The 20,235-nt window shown below is 32.3% G+C and carries 16 protein-coding genes and 2 pseudogenes; 7 read left to right on the plus strand and 11 right to left on the minus strand.

The window, feature by feature from the left end:
• Positions 1-128: 128 nt before the first annotated feature.
• The 6 genes and pseudogenes from prfB to fakB1 form a co-directional block, all read right to left on the minus strand.
• Positions 129-1,254 (minus strand): peptide chain release factor 2 gene (gene prfB, locus CD032_RS07395; protein ID WP_103211357.1). Its coding sequence is split into 2 segments (ribosomal slippage): positions 129-1,181 and positions 1,183-1,254, totalling 1,125 coding nucleotides; the frame shifts between segments, so codons are not numbered across the junction.
• 234 nt (positions 1,255-1,488) lie between these two features.
• A complete protein-coding gene (gene secA / locus CD032_RS07400) occupies positions 1,489-4,020 on the minus strand; it encodes a preprotein translocase subunit SecA (protein ID WP_019469494.1) in 2,532 nt (843 codons plus the stop codon).
• 290 nt (positions 4,021-4,310) lie between these two features.
• Positions 4,311-4,877: a ribosome hibernation-promoting factor, HPF/YfiA family gene (hpf, locus tag CD032_RS07405; protein ID WP_019469495.1), complete on the minus strand. Its 567-nt coding sequence runs from the start codon at positions 4,875-4,877 to the stop codon at positions 4,311-4,313.
• A gap of 66 nt (positions 4,878-4,943) precedes the next feature.
• A complete protein-coding gene (locus CD032_RS07410; protein ID WP_233433257.1) occupies positions 4,944-5,627 on the minus strand; it encodes a ComF family protein in 684 nt (227 codons plus the stop codon).
• Positions 5,615-6,882 (minus strand): annotated as a pseudogene (locus CD032_RS07415) (DEAD/DEAH box helicase family protein). Before CD032_RS07415 ends, CD032_RS07410 begins: the two are co-directional and overlap by 13 nt.
• Before the next feature lie 254 nt (positions 6,883-7,136).
• Positions 7,137-8,000 carry a fatty acid kinase binding subunit FakB1 gene (gene fakB1 / locus CD032_RS07420; RefSeq protein WP_040030220.1) on the minus strand — a complete coding sequence of 288 codons (864 nt, stop codon included), beginning with the start codon at positions 7,998-8,000 and terminating at the stop codon, positions 7,137-7,139.
• 137 nt (positions 8,001-8,137) lie between these two features.
• On the opposite strand from fakB1, the gene CD032_RS07425 reads away from it, so the two are divergent.
• Complete coding sequence (locus CD032_RS07425) at positions 8,138-8,779, plus strand: YigZ family protein (RefSeq protein ID WP_019469499.1); 642 nt, start codon at positions 8,138-8,140, stop codon at positions 8,777-8,779.
• Between the two features lie 226 nt (positions 8,780-9,005).
• Here CD032_RS07425 and CD032_RS07430 read toward each other — a convergent pair whose 3' ends face one another.
• Positions 9,006-10,064, minus strand: a complete 1,059-nt coding sequence (locus CD032_RS07430) for a glycosyltransferase family 4 protein (protein WP_019469500.1) — start codon at positions 10,062-10,064, stop codon at positions 9,006-9,008.
• A 406-nt stretch (positions 10,065-10,470) separates the two neighbouring features.
• On the opposite strand from CD032_RS07430, the gene gdpS reads away from it, so the two are divergent.
• Entirely contained in the window at positions 10,471-11,541 is a 1,071-nt protein-coding gene (gene gdpS / locus CD032_RS07435) for a GGDEF domain-containing protein GdpS (protein WP_019469501.1), read from the plus strand.
• A gap of 357 nt (positions 11,542-11,898) precedes the next feature.
• Here gdpS and CD032_RS13655 read toward each other — a convergent pair.
• Positions 11,899-12,267 (minus strand): annotated as a pseudogene (locus CD032_RS13655) (transposase); the annotation flags it as partial.
• A 410-nt stretch (positions 12,268-12,677) separates the two neighbouring features.
• On the opposite strand from CD032_RS13655, the gene CD032_RS07445 reads away from it, so the two are divergent.
• From CD032_RS07445 to pepT, 3 genes are read left to right on the plus strand one after another with little or no spacing between them, the layout of a single operon-like run.
• Positions 12,678-13,439: a threonine/serine exporter family protein gene (locus CD032_RS07445; RefSeq protein ID WP_019469503.1), complete on the plus strand. Its 762-nt coding sequence runs from the start codon at positions 12,678-12,680 to the stop codon at positions 13,437-13,439.
• A gap of 14 nt (positions 13,440-13,453) precedes the next feature.
• Positions 13,454-13,954 carry a threonine/serine exporter family protein gene (locus CD032_RS07450; RefSeq protein ID WP_103211358.1) on the plus strand — a complete coding sequence of 167 codons (501 nt, stop codon included), beginning with the start codon at positions 13,454-13,456 and terminating at the stop codon, positions 13,952-13,954.
• Positions 13,955-13,965: 11 nt separating this feature from the next.
• Positions 13,966-15,204: a peptidase T gene (gene pepT, locus CD032_RS07455; RefSeq protein ID WP_019469505.1), complete on the plus strand. Its 1,239-nt coding sequence runs from the start codon at positions 13,966-13,968 to the stop codon at positions 15,202-15,204.
• 385 nt (positions 15,205-15,589) lie between these two features.
• On the opposite strand, the gene CD032_RS07460 is transcribed toward pepT, so the two are convergent.
• The 3 genes from CD032_RS07460 to CD032_RS07470 form a co-directional block, all read right to left on the minus strand.
• Positions 15,590-16,714: a glycerate kinase gene (locus tag CD032_RS07460; RefSeq protein WP_019469506.1), complete on the minus strand. Its 1,125-nt coding sequence runs from the start codon at positions 16,712-16,714 to the stop codon at positions 15,590-15,592.
• 430 nt (positions 16,715-17,144) lie between these two features.
• Entirely contained in the window at positions 17,145-17,465 is a 321-nt protein-coding gene (ytxJ, locus tag CD032_RS07465; RefSeq protein WP_019469507.1) for a bacillithiol system redox-active protein YtxJ, read from the minus strand.
• Positions 17,466-17,618: 153 nt separating this feature from the next.
• A complete protein-coding gene (locus CD032_RS07470) occupies positions 17,619-18,506 on the minus strand; it encodes an EMYY motif lipoprotein (RefSeq protein ID WP_019469508.1) in 888 nt (295 codons plus the stop codon).
• Between the two features lie 127 nt (positions 18,507-18,633).
• Here CD032_RS07470 and CD032_RS07475 point away from each other — a divergent pair, with 127 nt between their 5' ends.
• Both CD032_RS07475 and murB read left to right on the plus strand, forming a co-directional pair.
• Positions 18,634-19,176, plus strand: coding sequence for a GrpB family protein (locus CD032_RS07475; protein WP_040030224.1), 543 nt, complete (start codon positions 18,634-18,636; stop codon positions 19,174-19,176).
• Positions 19,177-19,300: 124 nt separating this feature from the next.
• A complete protein-coding gene (murB, locus tag CD032_RS07480) occupies positions 19,301-20,224 on the plus strand; it encodes a UDP-N-acetylmuramate dehydrogenase (protein ID WP_103211359.1) in 924 nt (307 codons plus the stop codon).
• Positions 20,225-20,235: the final 11 nt, after the last annotated feature.

A 20,235-nucleotide genomic window follows, 5' to 3' on the forward strand; every position in this document is an offset into this window, starting at 1 on the left:
AATTAAATAGTTCTTCTTACTTTCTATATTACTCTATAAAAAATATGAGCAAGCTAGAAAACAATTAGTTATAAATTGGTTCCCAGCTCACTCATAAAGTTAGTATAATATTAACATCTATTTAAGTTTTAATCTTTTGCTGAATGATTTAGATTCATTTGATTTCGTAGATATGCTTCGATAAATGGTCCTATATCACCGTCCATAACTGCATCTACTTTACCTGTTTCTTCGTTTGTTCTATGATCTTTAACCATCGCATATGGATGGAATACATAAGATCTTATTTGGCTTCCCCATCCAATTTCTTTTTGCTCACCGCGGATTTCTGCCATTTCTTGTTCTTGTTCTTCTATTTTTAATTGATAGAGTTTAGACTTCAAAGTTTTCATTGCAGCTTCTCTGTTTTTGATTTGTGAACGTTCATTTTGGTTATTTACCACAATACCTGTTGGATGGTGGGTAATTCTAATAGCTGATTCTGTTTTATTGATATGTTGACCACCTGCACCTGAAGCTCTAAATGTATCAACGGTAATGTCATCAGAATTTATCTCCACTTCTATTTCAGTGTTATTAAACTGTGGTATAACATCACAAGAAGCAAAAGATGTATGTCGACGACCTGATGAATCAAATGGTGATATACGTACAAGTCGATGTACACCTTTCTCTGCTTTTAAATAGCCATATGCATTATGACCTTTCACAATCATTGTTACGCTTTTAACGCCCGCTTCATCCCCAGGCAAATAGTCTGCGATTTCAACTTTAAAGCCTTTTTGTTCACAGTAACGTTGATACATTCGCAACAGCATATTTGTCCAATCTTGAGATTCTGTACCACCTGCACCAGGATGCAATTCAATAATTGCATCATTCGCATCATAAGGTCCATCTAACAATAATTGTAACTCAAATTGGTTTAGCTCGTTTTGAAAATGAATGACACTTGCTTCTAAATCATCTTTCATCGATGTATCATCTTCTTCTAACAATAATTCTCGTGTTGTTTCCATATCTTCAATGTTTGCTTCTAAATCTCTGTAGGCATTAACAACCGATTTTAAAGCATTATTCTTATCAATAATTTCTTGAGCTTTATCTTGATCATCCCAAAATGAAGGATCTGTCATCATTTCTTCGTATTCTTGTATATTTATCTCTTTTTCTTCTAAGTCAAAGAGACCCCCTAAGTTGTTCTAACTTTTCGTTATAAGCATCTAAATTACGCTTAATTTCAGATAATTCCATTGTGCATCTCTCCTAATTTTTACGAATGAAATATATTTGATAAATCAATTACTACACTATCATACATATGATACAAAATATAAACTGACAATTTCAACTTAAGCACTAGCCACTATGCTTAAATTATTAAAAAAAACATCTTTCACAGTTAAACACCACAATTTAACTGCAAAAGATGTTTGATATACAAAAAATAATAAATCCTATCTCACATGATTATCAATTTAGATAAGTTTAAGCGCCATGACAGTTTTTATATTTCTTACCGCTGCCACAAGGACATGGGTCATTTCTGCCTATGTGTTCATCTTTGACATAGGGCTCTGCTTTCGCTTTTTCTTTTCCATCTTCTGCTGACACATGCTCAGCTTTACCAAAATCAGTTGTTTTATCACGTTCTATATCATCTTCTACTGAAATTACTGACTTGAGAATATATTTACTCACATCTTCTTCAATGTTTTGCATCATCGTATCAAATAATTGGTGACCTTCATTCTGATAGTCACGTAATGGATTTTGTTGACCATATGAACGGAGATGAATACCTTGTCGTAATTGGTCCATTGTATCAATATGGTCTGTCCAATGCGTGTCAATGGAACGGAGTAAAATCATACGCTCAAATTCATCAAACTGAGTACCTATTTTCTCTTTTTGATCTTTTAAGGCAATTTCTATTTTTGACCATACAACTTCAAAAATATCGTCATTATCTTTTCCATTAATATCTTCTACTTTTAATTCGCCTTCATTCAAGAAAACATCTTCCACATAATTGATGAATGGCTCATAGTCAGGTTCGTCATCTTCTTCATTTACATAATAATGAATACTTCTTTCTAACGTAGAGCGTAGCATCGCATTGATTAATTCGCTACTTTCGTCGCTGTCAATAATATCATTACGTTCACTATAGATAATTTCACGTTGTTTACGCAGTACATCATCATACTCAAGGACACGTTTACGAGCATCAAAGTTATTACCTTCAACACGTTTTTGCGCTGATTCAACAGCACGTGAAACCATTTTAGATTCGATTGGCGTTGAATCATCCATGCCTAATCGATTCATCATATTTTGTAAACGTTCCGAACCAAAGCGCACCATTAACTCATCTTGTAGTGATAAATAGAAACGGCTATCACCTTTATCTCCTTGACGACCTGAACGACCACGTAATTGGTCATCTATACGACGTGATTCATGACGTTCTGTACCAATTACTGCTAAGCCACCAATTTCTTCAACACCATCGCCTAATTTGATATCCGTACCACGACCAGCCATGTTGGTAGCAATTGTCACTGCACCGCGTTGGCCAGCACTTGCGATAATGTCTGCTTCACGTTCGTGATTTTTCGCATTTAAAACATCATGACGGACGCCATGTTTTTTCAATAAATTAGAAATATATTCACTTGTTTCAACAGCAACAGTCCCTAATAAGACTGGTTGACCTTGTTTATGCTTTTGAATGACATCTTCTACAACTGCATCAAATTTACCCTTTTGACTGATGTAAATTAAATCAGGTTTATCAATACGTTGTACTGGTCTGTTGGTAGGAATTTGCGTAACTGTCATATTGTAAATATTTCTAAATTCTTCTTCTTCTGTTTTTGCAGTACCTGTCATACCAGATAATTTATTATACATTCTAAAATAGTTTTGGAATGTAATTGAAGCCATTGTTTTTGATTCGTTTTGAATTTTCACACCTTCTTTAGCTTCAATTGCTTGGTGTAATCCTTCTGAAAAACGACGTCCAGGCATTGTACGTCCTGTAAATTGGTCAACAATCAATACTTCACCGTTATTTACCATATAATCTACATCTCTTTGTAAAGTAACATGTGCACGTAATGCAGTATTGATATGACTGATAATATCAACATTTTTTACATCGTAAAGGTTATCAATTTTAAACATACGTTCTGCTTTATCAATACCCTGTTCAGTTAATTGGACTGCTTTTGTTTTTTCATCATAATTATAATCATCTTCGCCTTTAAGCATTTTAGCAAAAACATTTGCTTGAGTATAAAGTGAAGTTGATTTTTCTGCTTCACCTGAAATAATCAATGGTGTACGTGCTTCATCAATTAAAATTGAGTCTACTTCATCAATAATCGCAAAATTAAGTGGTCGCATCACGCGTTCTTCGGCATAATTCACCATGTTATCACGTAAGTAATCAAATCCTAATTCGTTGTTGGTACTATAAGTAATATCACATGCGTAAGCTTCTCTTTTCTCTGCAGTCGTTTTACTATTTAAGTTCAAACCAACACTCAAACCAAGAAATTCATATAATTCTGCCATTTCTTCACTCTGTATGCTAGATAAATATTCATTGACTGTAATAACATGTACACCGCGTCCTGTTAACGCATTTAAATAAACTGGCATTGTCGCCGTTAATGTTTTACCTTCACCGGTTCTCATTTCAGAAATATCGCCGCCGTGGATCGCTATACCACCCATAACTTGTACTTTATAAGGGATCATGTTAAACACACGCTTGGATCCTTCTCTAACTAAAGCAAATGCTTCTGGTAAAATATCATCTAAAATTTTATTTTGCTTTTTAATATCTTCTTCTTCTTGAACTTGCGCTTGAAAATTTTTCGTTTTTTCTTTAATTTCTTCATCAGTTAATATCGACATATCCTCTTCTAATGCAAGGACTTTGTCGGCTAATTTACCAAGGCGTTTTATTTCTCTTTTATTGCCATCTGCAATTTTTGATAAAAAACCCATTTTGTTCGCTCCTTTAGCTTTATAACTCATTATAACTCTTCGTTTACAACAATTTATAATATCATTTATAAGCTTAAATTTACACTTATTACGTTTATCGTACTACCTACGCTATGTTTTACTTACATGTTTTGGAATACATATTGGAATACTGGTTCAATAAAAATATACACAACATACATGTTCACTTTCAAATTATTACATAATAACATAGCAAAAAATGAGCGTCCATGATTTCACTCAATCATGGACGCTATTACTTTTATAAATATGATACTAATGCAATTGAATTATTCAGTTGTTTCAATTAGTCCATATTTGCCATCTTTTCTTTTATAGACAATACTTGTACCATCTGTTTCGCGATCTGTAAAAATGAAGAAATCATGGCCCAATAAATCCATTTGCAATACTGCTTCTTCAGAATCCATAGGTTTTAAGCTGAAATTTTTTGAACGAATAATCTCAATTTCACTATCATTGTCATCATTTTGAAGTTTTTCTGCTTCTTGTTCTTCAGGTAATGATGCAAATGCTTCTGGTTCGTCATTCTTTCTATTTTTACGGTTTACACGCGTTTTATATTTTCTAACTTGTCTTTCCAATTTACTATTAATTAAATCAATACCAGCGTATAAATCATCATGACGTTCTTCCGCTCTAAGCGTAACATTTTTCAATGGAATAGTTACTTCTATTTTAGTTGCTGAGTTTTGGTACGTTTTAACTTTAACGTGTGCAGTCGCATTTGGCACATTGTTAAAATAACGTTCTAATTTACCAATTTTCTCCTCAATATAGTTGCGAATCGCATCAGTAATAGTGAGGTTCTCTCCGTGAATTTCAAATCTGATCATAGTAATCGACTCCTTTAAAACCTCTATATTGGTAATAGTGCTTATATCTATAATACCACGAATAACTTACCGTGCAAACGTAAACACATCGAATTTTCTGATTTTTCTATCAAATAACAACTGTCCTGCATTATGAACCGTTAAGCCTGTAGTATATATGTCATCTATCAACAAAATATTTTTTTCTTTTAAATCTACACATCGTGTTATTTCAAAAGGGTTCGGTCGTTGCATGCGTTTTTGTTTTCTTAATTCTGATTGTTTTATACTTGAGTGTGTAGCAAGTAGACAATGATATTTAACCTTTTTTAAGTCTAATACTAATTGTATAGGATTAAATGTTCTTTCCATATCTCTATATAATGGAGACGGTATAGGAATAACGTAATCATATTTATAATGAGGCAATTTAACTCTTTCTGCAATTATTTCTGCTATCGCAACATCTCTTTTAAATTTATATTGTTGAAGCATTTCTTTTATAATGCCGTCGTATCGGTAAAAACAATACAATTTATTCATTAATTTATATTTCGAAGATAATTCAGAACAATCTGAGCATAATTTTTCTGTTTTATTAAGTAACTTCATACATGTTGGGCAGCGATTTGTCGCATTTAATTTCATCATATCCCATTGATGATTACAATTATGGCACAATTTTGAAGCTTTTTTATAAAAGGTGAATGCATTTAACGGTTCTGAATAATCAGTGTGACAATATAAACATATCGCTGTCAGTCTATCCACCCTCTTTTTTTAGCAAGTTTATTCATTTTCTTTATCTGATATTGAGCTTGAAGCATAGACAGTGTGATGCCTTCATGCATACAAAAGACGCTTCCTGTTGGTGCTTTCGCTTTTCTTCCAACTCTACCTGATATTTGAATGATGGCACTCGTCTCAAACTGGTGGCTATTTATGATCACAACATCGAGTTTTGCCATAGTAAACCCTCTTTCTAAAATAGTAGTGGTGAAAACAATAGCGTGTTCGCCATCTCTTAAACGCTTTACTTTATCAAATCGAAAGACATCATTACTGTAGACATATATAAAAGATGGTAAGTCATCTTTATATAATTGATACAATTGTTTCATTAAAGTAATGTCGTTAAAAAAGACGAGCGTATATCGTTGTTGTCTGACTTGATGTTGTAAAAATCGTAATAATTGATATTGCTTTTTTTGGGGATTAATTCTCAAAAATTTAAATTGAGGTACTGGTAAAGGATGTCTATGAAAGCGCGCGGGTAATTGAATGATTTCTATATTGCTGATTTGTCTAATTAATGATTTTGTGGGTGTAGCAGTCATTAATATATGACAGTGTTTTAATTTCGAGGCATGCTGTAATGCTTTTATCAACGTTGGTTCTGTGGGTAATGGAAAGGCATCTACTTCATCTACAATAATTACATCAAAATGTTGTTTGAAACGATAAAGTTGATGAACTGTGGCAATAATAAAATGACCATTGAACTGTTGTTGAGAGGACTGATGTAACACATCTATTTCTTCTTCGCAGAATGCTGCTTTAATCCTCATGCTCACTTCTAAAACAACATCAACCCTTGGGACACGATTGCGACATTATAACCTTGGTTCCTCGCAAATTTAATTCCTTCAAATATCATCTCAGTCTTACCTGCACCTGTCACAGCATGAAGTAACAGAGAATGTAAGCTTGCAATCGCTGATACAATTTTGTCGGATGCAAATTGCTGTTGCTCTGATAATTTGAATGATAATTGATAATGGCAAGGCGTCACTACGTTATGACTTTCTATGATATAGACTTCGGTAATATTATCCATTCTACCCATATTGATACAATTTCTACAGTAGACGATTGACTTATTTAATACCATAGATTGATATTTATAAAAATGCGTCGGTCGGCGTGAATGACATTGCGAACACGTCCAATAGCCGTTTTCTAATTTAACACCTTTCGTCGTTTGTCTTATGCGTTCATCAGTTAATAAGGTCTTATCATTAATCATTCTTCCATAATATTTAATCGTTTATTTCCTCCAAACTAAAAAGCGAGTCACAAATTAAACCTTACTTTAATTCCAAGACCCGCCATAAAATATTTGATTCATTGATTTATCGCACAAAAATTCAAACGCTAAACAACTCATTTGTCATCTTATTGTTGTCATTGCTGGCTGAATGAATAGTTGTATTTATAACAAGTGTTTCTCGCAAAATGCTACTTTACTTAACATGATAAAAGTATTTTCGAATCTATCATTTAGTCTGTACGTATGGATCTACCTGTGAAACCTAATCCCATACCACCTGGACCTAAATGCGCTGCGACTACAGGGCCTAAATAAGAACGATATAATTTATACTGAGGATAGTTCTTTTGTAATTCATTATACATCCAGTCTGTATCTTCTTGAACATCTCCACCTATCACTAATAAAGTGACCTCTTCATAATCTTTAACGATTTCAATCACTTTATTGATAATTTCTTTAAGTGCACGTTTTTTAGTACGTATTTTTTCATCAGGTAAAATTAAACCATCTTCGAATCTTAAGACTGGTTTCATTTTCAACATCGTACCAACCCACGCTTGAGCACCAGTAATACGACCACTTTTCTGCAAGTTTTTCAAATCGTCTACCATCAATCTCGCACCAGTGACTTCTCGCATTGCTTCAAGCTCTTTAATGATAGCCTGCGGTGTTTCATTTTGTTCAATGAATTCAATAGCTCGTAATACGAAACTCCCCATTGCCATCGCTGAAATTTTCGAATCAAAAGTATGAACATTAATACCTTCAACCATTTCACCCGCTTGTGTAGCTGTTTGATAAGTACCACTGATACCTGAAGATAGGAAAACGCCTATGACATCTGTATAGCCTTCATCACGTAATTGTTCATATTTAGTTACAAATTCACCGATTGCCGGTTGGCTTGTCGTAGGAATTGTTTTAGATGCTTTCATTCTTTCGTAGAATTCATCTGCTGAAATAGATGCATTTTCTTCAAAATTTTCACCGTTATCAAAAGTTACACTTAGTGGTGCAATATTTATATTATATTTATCAATTAATGTTTGAGATAGATAACTCGTCGAATCTGTTAATACAGCAATTTTCATCATAATCCTCCTCAATTATACTCACAACTATGATACATTATTTTATATTAAAAGAAAATTTTTTTTACATTAAACTTGAATTCAGAACCGTGTATAATATTAGGTATTGATTGAAACTATGACTGGAGTGTTTAAATATGGATGAATCAATCATAACAATAAAGCAAGAACATATGATAGAAAATGTAATTAGCAAATCGCGTTTTATTGCCCATATCAAACCTGTTGACTCTGAAGCAGAAGCTAAAGATTTTATCAACTTGGTAAAATCAGAACATCGGGAAGCAACACATAATTGTTCAGCCTATACGGTTGGAGCACAAATGAATATTCAAAAAGCAAATGATGATGGAGAACCAAGTGGAACTGCAGGCGTACCTATGCTAGAAATATTAAAAAAACTAGAAGTTCACAATGTTTGTGTCGTAGTTACGCGTTATTTCGGTGGTATAAAATTGGGTGGTGGCGGTTTAATAAGAGCATACAGTGGCGCTGTGAGAGATGTCATTTACGAAGTGGGTCGTGTTGCTTTACGCTCAGCAATACCAACTACAATCACGATTGATTATGATCTTACTGGTAAATTTGAATATGAATTAGCGCAAACATCTTTCTTCTTAAGAAACACAAACTACACAGACAAAGTGAGTTATCAAATAGATGTGGTAGAAGCGGAATATGATGATTTTATTGCTTTTCTAAATAAAATTACTTCTGGTAACTATGATTTAGTTGAACAAGAGATCATTCAGTTACCATTTGATATACCAACAACCTGAAGTATAGTTATTTCAAATTATTTATACGTACCATCTATCATAAATAATATCTATCCTGCTACAAAGATAAAAAAATGAAAAAACTTTGCTGATATGCATTGATATTTGTAATCAAAGTAAACTTTAAAAAAGTAAGTATATCAGTCGTTGCTTTAATTTATTGTTGTTCATAAAACAAAATTAGAACCTGAGATATTCATATCTCAGGTTCTAATTGGTAGTCTAACTATTCATCTTTTTTATGTCGTTCTTTATTTTCAATTAATTTTAAGAGTGGCCTATAATCATCATCTATTAATCCTGTAAATTCAACAATGAGTTCAATCGTAATGAGTATAAGTACAAGCATCATGAGTACGCCCCATGGTTGCGATAAATATAAAATAATACTTGAAAGACTAAATAACAATGCGATTGAATATATCAGAATTACTGTTTGACGATGTGAATAACCTAACTCTAGTAATTTATGATGTAGATGTGACTTGTCCGCTTGCATAATACGTTGGCCCTTTTTCACACGTCGTATCATAGCAAATAAAGTATCTATGAACGGTACTGCTAAAATCACAATCGGGAAGAATAAAGACACAAACGTAATATTTTTAAAACCTAATAGTGAGAGAAAACCAACAATAAAGCCAACAAGTAAAGCGCCGCTATCCCCTAAAAATATTTTAGCAGGATGAAAATTAAAACATAAGAAACCTAATAACGCACCGATAAGTACACTACAGATCATAATTATAAATATATTTGCTTGTAGTATTGCGATAAAACCAATAGTCATCAATGCGATTGTTGCGACACCAGATGCCAAACCATCCAAACCATCAATTAAGTTGATTGCATTGGTGATCGCTACAATCCAAATCACTGTAATAGGAATGCCTAATATACCAAAATGTATTGTTGGTCCAATCGGTAAAGATATGAAATCAATGGTTACACCATAATAAACGACAACCAGTGCTGCAACTACTTGACCTAATAATTTTACGATTGGCGTTAGATCATAGATATCATCTATCAATCCTACTAAGTAAATTAATACTGCCCCAATGACAAGTGGCTTCACCTCTGTTTCAATTGGATGTCCTAACCAAATCCCTAATAAAAAGGAAAGTAATATCACGGTACCTCCTAGGACAGAAGTTGGTTTTTTATGTACTTTCCTAAAATTAGGTTGATCGACAACACCCAATTTATGGGAAACCTTTATGACAATGGGAGTAAGTATTAAACTGACAATCATTGAAAAAATGATTAATAATAACGTATACATCAGTTCACCTTCATTATTTTAAGTCTTTATATTTTTGAATTGGAATTTAAAATCTCTATAAATATTCCAAATATGAAATCATATTTGGAATGGATATACACATGTATGTTTTTAAAACATAATTAAATTTATATATTTCGAGTAATTCTATAAACGATTCAATTAAGTCTATAATACACGATGTACTTTTAGTAATACAAATAGTAATGTAATCATTAGTAAGATTCAACGCAGAAATTCACTTTATTTTTTATAGAATAAACAATTTATTTATTTTACAATCACTCAAATAAGTATTCTAACATGAATTTTAAACAAATGTTATTAATTTCTGAATATCAATGATGACAAAATGTAACTTTTCACTTACAATGACTAAGTGTTTATTTAAAGGAGCGTAAGAAAAATGTTTGAAGCGATAATTTACAATATTGCGGTTACTGTCGCAGGAATTTATTTATTCCACCGATTACAGTACTCTGAAAATAAAAATATGGTATTTTCAAAAGAATACGTCACGATTTTAATGACCATTGTAGCATTATTATTATCTGTAAAGCCTGTCCCTATCTTCAATGAATATGTACTCTATTTATCTTTTGTGCCGATTTTATTTTTAGGTAGATATACAAATATGGTTTATACAGTTTTAGCAGCGTTTATCGTGTCTTTAGTTAATGTATTAATTGGCGATTTTACGATTATAACTGCAATGATTTTAATTGTAATAGCCATCATTGTCGGAGCAATAGGACCATTTTTAAAACAAAATGACATCATCTCATTACAAATACTCAACTTAATTACGCTAGTCATATTTGTCATCTTGTCATTTATCAGTCCATATTATGAATTTAAAGAAGTGTTATACATGATACCGTTATCGTTCATTTTAACAATCACTTCTTCGATTACATTCGTAGATATTTGGCATTTCTTCTCTTTAGTAAACCGCTATGAGAATGAAGATAAATTTGATTATTTGACGGGTTTAGGCAATGTTAAAGAATTCGATAGACATTTGAATGAAACAACACGTATTGCAGAAGAAAATGATGAAAGTTTAGGTTTACTACTCATCGATATTGATGGGTTTAAAGATGTTAATGATATGTATTCACATGATTCAGGTGATGCTGTATTACGACAAATCGCACAATTACTGAAAAACTACGTCCCAGAACAATTTAGCATTTACCGTAACGGTGGCGAAGAATTTTCTGTAGTATTATATGACTATACGTTAGATCAATGCGTTAAATTAAGTGAAAGTATCCGTAAAGGCGTGGAACAATCTACTTTCCATTTACCAAATAAAGAAATGATTAAATTATCCGTTTCTATTGGTGTTGGATACTTAACTAAAGATGATTATAAATCTCAACGTACTGTCTTTAAAGTCGCAGATGATATGTTGCATATGGCTAAAAACGAAGGACGTAATCAAGTCATGTTTAATCCTATTGTTAAATTATAACTAAATAAAATGAAACCATTTTTAAGAATCTAGGACATAAATATCTCTGACTAAAAAAATAAGGGCCAATTTCTATTGAGAAGTAGAAATTGACCCTTTCTTTAGTTTTATGAAATTTTATAGCTCTTTAAGCTACCATCTCTCTTATATTCAATGATATTAATATAAAACCAAGTCCTTGTTTAACTTTATTTATGCCTCAAACTGATATTCGAGTGAAAACCAAAATAGCCTTCAAAAACCAAAATCTGGTTCTACATCAATTTTTCTTTAACTGTAGATTTTTTAGTTTCTGGTTCTGAAAGCCTTTGGTTAATATTGGATTTTAAATATTCCCAGTTATAATTCTTCATTAATTAAATCTTCGATTTCTTTATTTAAGTGAGTTCCTATTAAATCTATTTCCTCTTGAGTTAAATTTGTATCACTTTCTTGTTTAATATCAGGTATGATTTTATTTTTTATAAGTTCATTGTACATTAACTTTGAATTTTCATTCATTTTTGTTTCGTAGTTTTGGATACTTCTTTTCCATACAAATGTATATTTATTGGCATTAGCTCCTACCTTTGTACCATGAATAAAAAGAGATTTGTCATCAAGGAGAGATTGTTCAAGACACTGACTATGAAATTGAATAAAAAGTGATGACAATAAAGCGTCAGTTTTAGGGTTAACTCTAAAGCAATTGATTGCTTTAGAGGGAGGTATTTGGTTTTGAAAGAGGCAACTCGTTAATTTAATTTAGTTGTGTTTATTAAATTATACGAAAATGCCTTGTTTTTTGAATATTAATATATTGAACCGATTTTGCATTGTGCTGACGCCCGGGGAATAGTATGTGTGAGAGACTACAGGCTCTAGCCATATCCCCAATGTATTTCATCGCATCGTTCTTTTGAAAGTATAACTCTAAAAATAGTATTGTATATATACCAACACTCGTAAGATATAACAATGCATAAGCATTCCTTCAATATTTTTAAAATTAAACATATCATTTACAAATTTAAGTTTGTTACAATATAGGATGTAATTATAATAACAATCTATACTGAAATAAATATTATTGAAAGTTACCTTAGTACACGGTAAACTTTCTATTGATTTATGAAAAATTTAGGAGGTGCCCAGCTATGTCTGATTCGATCACTATCATTGATGAAGATAAAGTGATTGACGTTGTACTCATTGCAGGCAGAATATTGCTTGAAAGTGGTGCTGAAACTTATCGTGTTGAAGATACGATGAATAGAATTTCAGCAAGTTTTGGCTTAGATGATACATATAGTTTTGTCACGTCTACAGCGATTATTTTTTCACTCAATAATAGAACAAACACGAGACTTATCCGTATACGTGAGCGGACGACTGATCTAGAAAAAATTGCATTAACTAATAGTTTATCTAGAAAGATTTCTAATAATCAGTTAAGTATAGATGAAGCAAAATCTGAACTTATACATTTACACCATGCATCATTACAGTTTTCATCTATCACTAAATTTTTTGCTGCTGCCATTGCATGTGGTTTTTTCTTATTTATGTTTGGCGGTGTTATGAATGACTTCTTTTTTGCAATTCTTGCAGGAGCTGGTGCATTTTTAACTTTTGATTTTGTTCAACGTTATATACAAATAAAATTCTTTTCGGAATTTATTAGTGCTGCGGTTGTTATTACAATAGCAGCTACATTTTCAAAATTAGGCATGGCAGCAAACCAAGATATTATTACCATTGCAGGCGTCATGCCACTAGTCCCTGGTATTTTAATTACAAATGCTATTCGAGACCTCATGGCAGGCGAACTCATCGCTGGTATGTCTCGTGGTGTCGAAGCGGCGTTAACATCATTTGCTATAGGTGCTGGTGTGGCAATCGTTTTATTAATATTTTAAAAAGGAGTGCTCAAATGGTCATTGGCTACTATGTTTTACAATTTATTATTAGTTATTTAGCGACAATGCTCTTTTCTGTTATTTTTAACGCAACCAGACGTCTCCTTTTGGCTTGCGGTTTCGTTGGTGCTATGGGATGGATTATATATAAAGTGACACTTGATATTGAACTAGGAAAGGTAATGGCTTCGTTCCTAGGAAGTTTTATATTAGCAATTATGAGTCATACCATGAGTAGACGTTATAAAAGACCAGTTATCATTTTTATTGTGCCTGGCATCATCCCGCTCGTTCCTGGTGGACTTGCCTATGAGGCAACACGCTATTTAGTGAGCAACCAATATACACATGCTGTTAATACATTTCTCGAAGTAACACTTATTTCAGGTGCAATTGCCTTTGGTATTTTGTGTGCAGAGATTATTTATTATCTTTATACACGCATAAAACAACACATTGGCAAAATGAATGGTAAAATATATAAGAAATCATATAATATGAATAACAGAGCATAAGGGGTGTTTTTATGAAAAATGATATTATTGAACGACTTACAAGATATGTCAAAATTGATACACAATCTGATCCACATTCAAATTCAACACCTTCCACTAATAAACAGTGGGATTTATTGAATTTATTGAATGACGAATTAACTGATTTAGGTCTAGAAACTGATGTTGATGAAAATGGATACTTGTTTGCAACATTAGAAAGTAATGTTAACGAAACTATTCCAACTGTTGGTTTTCTTGCGCATGTTGATACTTCACCTGATTTTAATGCTACAAATGTCAATCCACAAATTATTGAGCAGTATGATGGAAAACCCATTCAGCTCGGCGATACAAATCGAGTTTTAAGTCAAGATGTCTTTCCTGCTATGAAACAAGTAGAAGGACATACTTTAATGATTACAGATGGCACATCATTATTAGGTGCAGATGATAAAGCTGGTGTCGTTGAAATTATGGAAGCTTTAAAATATTTAACAGCGCATCCAGAAATCAAACACGGTCGCATCAGAGTAGCGTTTACACCTGATGAAGAAATTGGTAAAGGACCACATGCATTTGACGTTGAACGTTTTAATGCTGACTTTGCATATACAATGGATGGCAGCCAATTTGGCGAGCTACAATATGAAAGTTTTAATGCTGCAGAAGCGATTGTAACTTGTCACGGTGTTAATGTTCATCCAGGTTCTGCTAAAGATGCGATGGTCAATGCTGTGCTTTTAGGTCAACAATTCAACGCTCTTTTACCTCAAAATGAAGTACCTGAACGTACAGAGGGTTATGAAGGCTTTTATCATTTAATGAAATTTGATGGCGATGTTGAGAAAGCAAAACTTTACTATATTATTCGTGATCATGATAAGCATGAATTTGATTTACGTAAAAAACGCCTAGTAGAAATTCAAAATGATATCAATAGTCATTTTGAAGATGCGCCAATCGAAGTTGAAATAAACGATCAATATTACAATATGGGAGAAAAAATTAAGCCAAAACCACATGTTATAGACATTCCTAAACGTGTCTTTGACCAGTTAGATATTCCAGCTAATACTGAACCGATACGTGGTGGCACAGATGGTTCACAACTATCATTTATGGGATTACCAACACCTAACATTTTTACTGGTTGTGATAACTTCCATGGACCTTTCGAATATGCTTCTATCGATGTCATGGAAAAAGCTGTAGATGTCATAGTAGGTATCGCTCAAGAAGTCGTACAAACTTATCAAAAGAATGATTAAATAGAAATGACTCGGATATAGCGCTCATTTTATACATTTTAATGCTTGTCATCCTTGTCGGAGTAGGACAACGAAATCTTTTCAAAAAATTAGATTTCTGTCCTACTCCCTTTTTTATTTTTGTACCTTACAGTTTGGATTGTTCATGCTATTCCAACACATATTTCGTATCAACCTCAAACTTGTATTTGTTAATCAGACGATACCACTGGGAGCCAACATTATGGTGGTGTTGTTTTTTTCATACGTATGTGTATTAAAAATAATTTTATAAAATTTATGTCTTATAATTGTAACTTCGAATACCTGCTGATTTTTGTAGAATTTAAAAAACCGTCAATTTCTATATGATTATAATAGAAATTGACGGTTTGGCATTTATATTTTATTTATTAACATCAAACTGTGTTTTCAATAGCTTAATCGCTTGAACTGTATAATGTCTAATTTGAATTCCCATTTTAAAATCTGTAAAGGATTGAGGCATTTCTATAAATGTATTAAACATTGCTGTTACACCCATCGATTCAAACAAATCAAACTTATCATCTGTTGCGCAAATTGCGATTGATGGTTTGTCATGTTTTGTAGCTAGCTCTGCTAAGCGAACGGTAGTCGTTTCTAAAATTTGATCTTGTTCGTTCACACCTTCACCAAAAATTATTAAATCTGCCTGTTGAATTAATGACTCTAAATGTGTAATTTGGTCTACCAGTTCATGACTCGTCATAATCTCAGCATTGTATAAACCATTCAACATTGCAGCTATACCCCCACCAGCGCCGCCTCTTTGAATAGGCCCTAGTGCGATTTTCAATTCAGCTTTAAACATCTCACTTAAATACCATATTAAATTATCTATCTCACTTGCTTCTTGATGCGAAATTTGATGCGTTTCATACGTTTGCATGATTTCACTATTTTTACCATATAATTTACTGTCAAAATCTGACATAAGTTGGATTCTAATCTCTTTCAACTTAGGATTAACTTGAGATACATCTATACGACGAATATATTTTAAAACACGACTGCCTTGTGTAACGTCGATTTCTTGAGCTTCGTCATCATAAAATTTAGCACCGAGTGCTTGAAGCATGCCAGCACCACCATCAAAACTACCAATAGCACCTAGCGAAATAATTAAATGTTCAGCACCATTTTCTATTGCATCAAGTATAATTTCACCTAAACCATAACTCGTTCTTTCTATAATTGGACGTTGACCTTTTAAAAATAGATTACCTTCAATAATTGTCATGCCATTATCAGTAATACCATAAACAGCTTCTACTTCATTCATATCTGCATCATGTGCAACCACTCTGTATTTGGTACCTGACTGCCATAAAAAGACAGAATCCATCAGTTCATGCCGACCATTAAACAACGGTACTTGAACAATATCAGCCTTCTCTATTTGACTAGCAACCGCTTCTTCTACATATCGATTGGCTTGATAGCTAGATATAATACCATTAAATTCATCCATTGCTACTAATACTTTCATTTTGTCACCTCTAATATTAATATTACATTGCAATTTTCATAGCTTTATTTTTAAATTAACGTGATTACCACACCTTATAAATTTATAACTTTCAAATAGCTGTGATTCGTTGATATATTTAATTCAGCTGTACAGCACTCAAACAAGTATCATTTCACATTGTGTTATATATTTGGCACAAATCATATGCTACTAAATCACTGGTAAAAATATCATCACACTTAAAGTTGGTATCACGTTCAATCATTGTATTGCTGATAAATACAATAGTTACATAAATAACATACATTTGTGCGCATAGACGCATTACTAATTCAACTTTATATTATACATGTCAAAACACATTTTTTCACATTATAAGAAACGCTTGTTAAACCTTTTAATATAACTTAAAGCTTAACAAGCGTTTCTTTATTAAATATTTATTTTTTTATTCTTCAGCACCTGCCAAAGATTTTACATTAATATGATCGTGACTTGCATTCCAAATCGCTTGTCCCTTCACAAAATAAAATGCTTGTGGCGATTCATGCTTAACATTTGTTTTTTCTTCTATATAATCTGATAAAGCCCTCTCTTGTTGTACGATTAAATAATAACCGTCCATATCTCTTTCATATAAAAATTTGTTAAATTGATCAATTGCATTTGCTGAAATTGGACATGTTTCACTATGCTTCAGCACAAATACATATTTATTTTCTTCTAAAACTTGCTCAAACTGGTCAATCGAACTCAGCTTTATAGCCATTCTATTCACCTCTAAAAATATTTAACACACCACATTGTCTCTAAAAGTGTGAAATTCCAATGATATTCACATATCATTGTTTCCAATTATACACAATTCCCTTTTTATTGTTAACAGTTTATTACAAATCTCATAACTTAACCAATTAATTTATTATTGATATTTTTCTTTTAATTCGGCATACCGTTTATTAAATTCCTTATCATAATGTTTTAAATCTTCACTTTCTTTTGGTAATTTATTGATGTCTATTTTAGCTATTGCTTCACCAATTTCAATTGTTTCTTCTCTTGTTTCGTAATAATTTTGTAAGCTATAGTACATCTCAATCGTGTTTTTACGCGCATCATTCACATAACCATCTGTTATTTCTGCCTTATTTAAGTCTTTAATTTGTTTTTTAATTAATGGCATGATTTGAGTTTCAATAACTTGTTTCTCTGATTTAGCATTTGTAGAATTGGATTCTTTTTCCGCTGTATTTTTTAAATCTTTGTTATTTTGTTCCAATTTCTCTTTAAAGCCTTTAACACTTTCACCAGCATTATTAGCTTTTTTCATGTTTTCTTCTACTTCTGATCTATTCTTTTCAAAAAGTTTTGTATAATCTAAAATATCTTCATTCGCTTTAACTGCTTGGTTGTATAAATCAACAAATGTTTTAACTTCCTCGATGGCGGCTTTTTTCTTTTTGACAGAAGCTAAATATTTTGATTTTAATTCCTTGGTTTCCTCAGAATTTGCTGGCAGATGCTTTGTAGATTTCTCATATGCTTCAAGTTTAGGTGTTAACTTGCTATTCAAGTTATTTTGCAATTGATTGAATTCTTTTTTGTTTTTATCAGTCATATCTGTTTTACTTAAATCATTAATGTTTTCTAAATCAATAGAATCCATTACTTTATTAAATTCCTTTTCTTTTTGCTTTACGTCAGTTAATGTACTATCGAAATCTTTAAATTCGTTAGCACCTTCATGTCCGCAAGCGACAAGTACTACAGCAAAACAAACTAATAAAACAAAGCACATTAATTTTTTCATTTCTGCACTCCTTATCATTACGTATTATACAGAAACTTATTTAACTTGAAAATAATATATGATATATTATTCCAGAATTTACAGTTTAACAATTTATTTTGATCATTTAAAGGAGTGATTTAGTTCAATGCATTCAGATGTTCAACCTTTTATCAATGAAGATATACACCAAACTTTTATTAAACAATATCAGATGCTACGTCATAAATTATTGTCACTCTTAGATACACCTGTGAAAACAACCCATCATATCGGGGGGACAAGTCACTTCAACTACCCTACTGAACCTATTTTAGATGTTTTAGTTGGCGTCAATAATTTACATGATATAACTGCTTTAGATGAAAAAAGATTAAATTATGAAGGGTTTTATAGACTTCATCACCCATATCACAAAAAAGTAGTTATGGCTCAATTTAATAATCTCATTGATTTAAGACAAATTGCTCGATTACATATTGTTCAAATAGATTCACAACTTTATAATGATTATCTGAAGACAAATCATTATTTAACAATAAATCCATCTTCAGCAACCAACTTTGGAAAGCAAAAGTATAATTTATCGACAGACGCAGTACCAATTCGTGAATATGAAAATCAAAAACAGTTACTTTTTAAACAACTACTCCGAAAAATTAATAAAGATTTATCGAATGCACACAACTAATCTTTATTCACTAAAATAATAAATGAACTTAATCGTTTTCAATAAAACGATATACTATTTAGCAAACATGTTAAATCATTGGTATAATGTATAAATGAATTCAACAGGAAAGGATGTTCTATAATTGCATAAAGATGACATCTTAAAAGAATTAGAAGCAATAGTTCCAAAAGATATTATAAAAGTTGACGAACCGCTAAAACGCTATACCTACACTGAGACGGGAGGTCAAGCTGATTATTATTTATCTCCAACCCAAAATGAACATGTCCAAGCTATCGTCCATTTTGCCTACACAAATGATATACCCGTCACATATTTAGGTAATGGTTCAAACATCATCATCCGTGAAGGTGGCATCAGAGGAATCGTTATCAGTTTACTTCAGTTAAATTATATTGATGTTTCCGATGATGCGATCATCTCAGGAAGCGGTGCTGCAATTATTGATGTGTCACGTACTGCACGTGATAATGCGCTCACTGGATTAGAATTTGCCTGTGGTATCCCAGGTTCTATTGGTGGCGCTGTATTTATGAATGCAGGTGCTTATGGTGGTGAAGTCAAAGATTGTATTGATTATGCACTATGTGTTAATGAAAAGGGAGAGCTAATCACACTGACAAACAAAGAACTGGAGTTAGATTATCGTAATAGTATCGTCCAAAAAGAACACTTAGTTGTATTAGAAGCTGCATTTACATTAGCGCCAGGCAATTTACAAGATATCCAAGCAAAAATGGATGATTTGACTGAGAGAAGAGAAACGAAACAACCTTTAGAATACCCATCTTGTGGTAGCGTCTTCCAAAGACCACCAGGACATTTTGCTGGTAAATTAATACAAGATTCAAACCTACAAGGCTATCGTATAGGTGGCGTAGAAGTATCTAAGAAACATGCAGGTTTTATGGTAAACGTTGATAAAGGTACTGCAACTGACTACGAAGATTTAATCCATCACGTGCAAAAAACGGTTAAAGCAAAATTTGATGTTGAACTTCATCCAGAAGTTAGAATCATTGGTGAACATCCTTTTGAACGTTAGGAGTGTTATAA

It is taken from the genome of Staphylococcus cohnii subsp. cohnii (genome assembly GCF_002902365.1).
In the GTDB taxonomy this organism is placed as follows: Bacteria; Bacillota; Bacilli; order Staphylococcales; family Staphylococcaceae; genus Staphylococcus; species Staphylococcus cohnii.

Coding starts and splice junctions, on each gene's coding strand:
- secA (WP_019469494.1), bottom strand. CDS start 4,020: ATGGGTTTTTTATCAAAAATTGCAGATGGCAATAAAAGAGAAATAAAA.
- hpf (WP_019469495.1), bottom strand. CDS start 4,877: ATGATCAGATTTGAAATTCACGGAGAGAACCTCACTATTACTGATGCG.
- fakB1 (WP_040030220.1), bottom strand. CDS start 8,000: ATGAAAATTGCTGTATTAACAGATTCGACGAGTTATCTATCTCAAACA.
- CD032_RS07425 (WP_019469499.1), top strand. CDS start 8,138: ATGGATGAATCAATCATAACAATAAAGCAAGAACATATGATAGAAAAT.
- CD032_RS07430 (WP_019469500.1), bottom strand. CDS start 10,064: ATGTATACGTTATTATTAATCATTTTTTCAATGATTGTCAGTTTAATA.
- gdpS (WP_019469501.1), top strand. CDS start 10,471: ATGTTTGAAGCGATAATTTACAATATTGCGGTTACTGTCGCAGGAATT.
- CD032_RS07445 (WP_019469503.1), top strand. CDS start 12,678: ATGTCTGATTCGATCACTATCATTGATGAAGATAAAGTGATTGACGTT.
- CD032_RS07450 (WP_103211358.1), top strand. CDS start 13,454: ATGGTCATTGGCTACTATGTTTTACAATTTATTATTAGTTATTTAGCG.
- pepT (WP_019469505.1), top strand. CDS start 13,966: ATGAAAAATGATATTATTGAACGACTTACAAGATATGTCAAAATTGAT.
- CD032_RS07460 (WP_019469506.1), bottom strand. CDS start 16,714: ATGAAAGTATTAGTAGCAATGGATGAATTTAATGGTATTATATCTAGC.
- ytxJ (WP_019469507.1), bottom strand. CDS start 17,465: ATGGCTATAAAGCTGAGTTCGATTGACCAGTTTGAGCAAGTTTTAGAA.
- CD032_RS07470 (WP_019469508.1), bottom strand. CDS start 18,506: ATGAAAAAATTAATGTGCTTTGTTTTATTAGTTTGTTTTGCTGTAGTA.
- CD032_RS07475 (WP_040030224.1), top strand. CDS start 18,634: ATGCATTCAGATGTTCAACCTTTTATCAATGAAGATATACACCAAACT.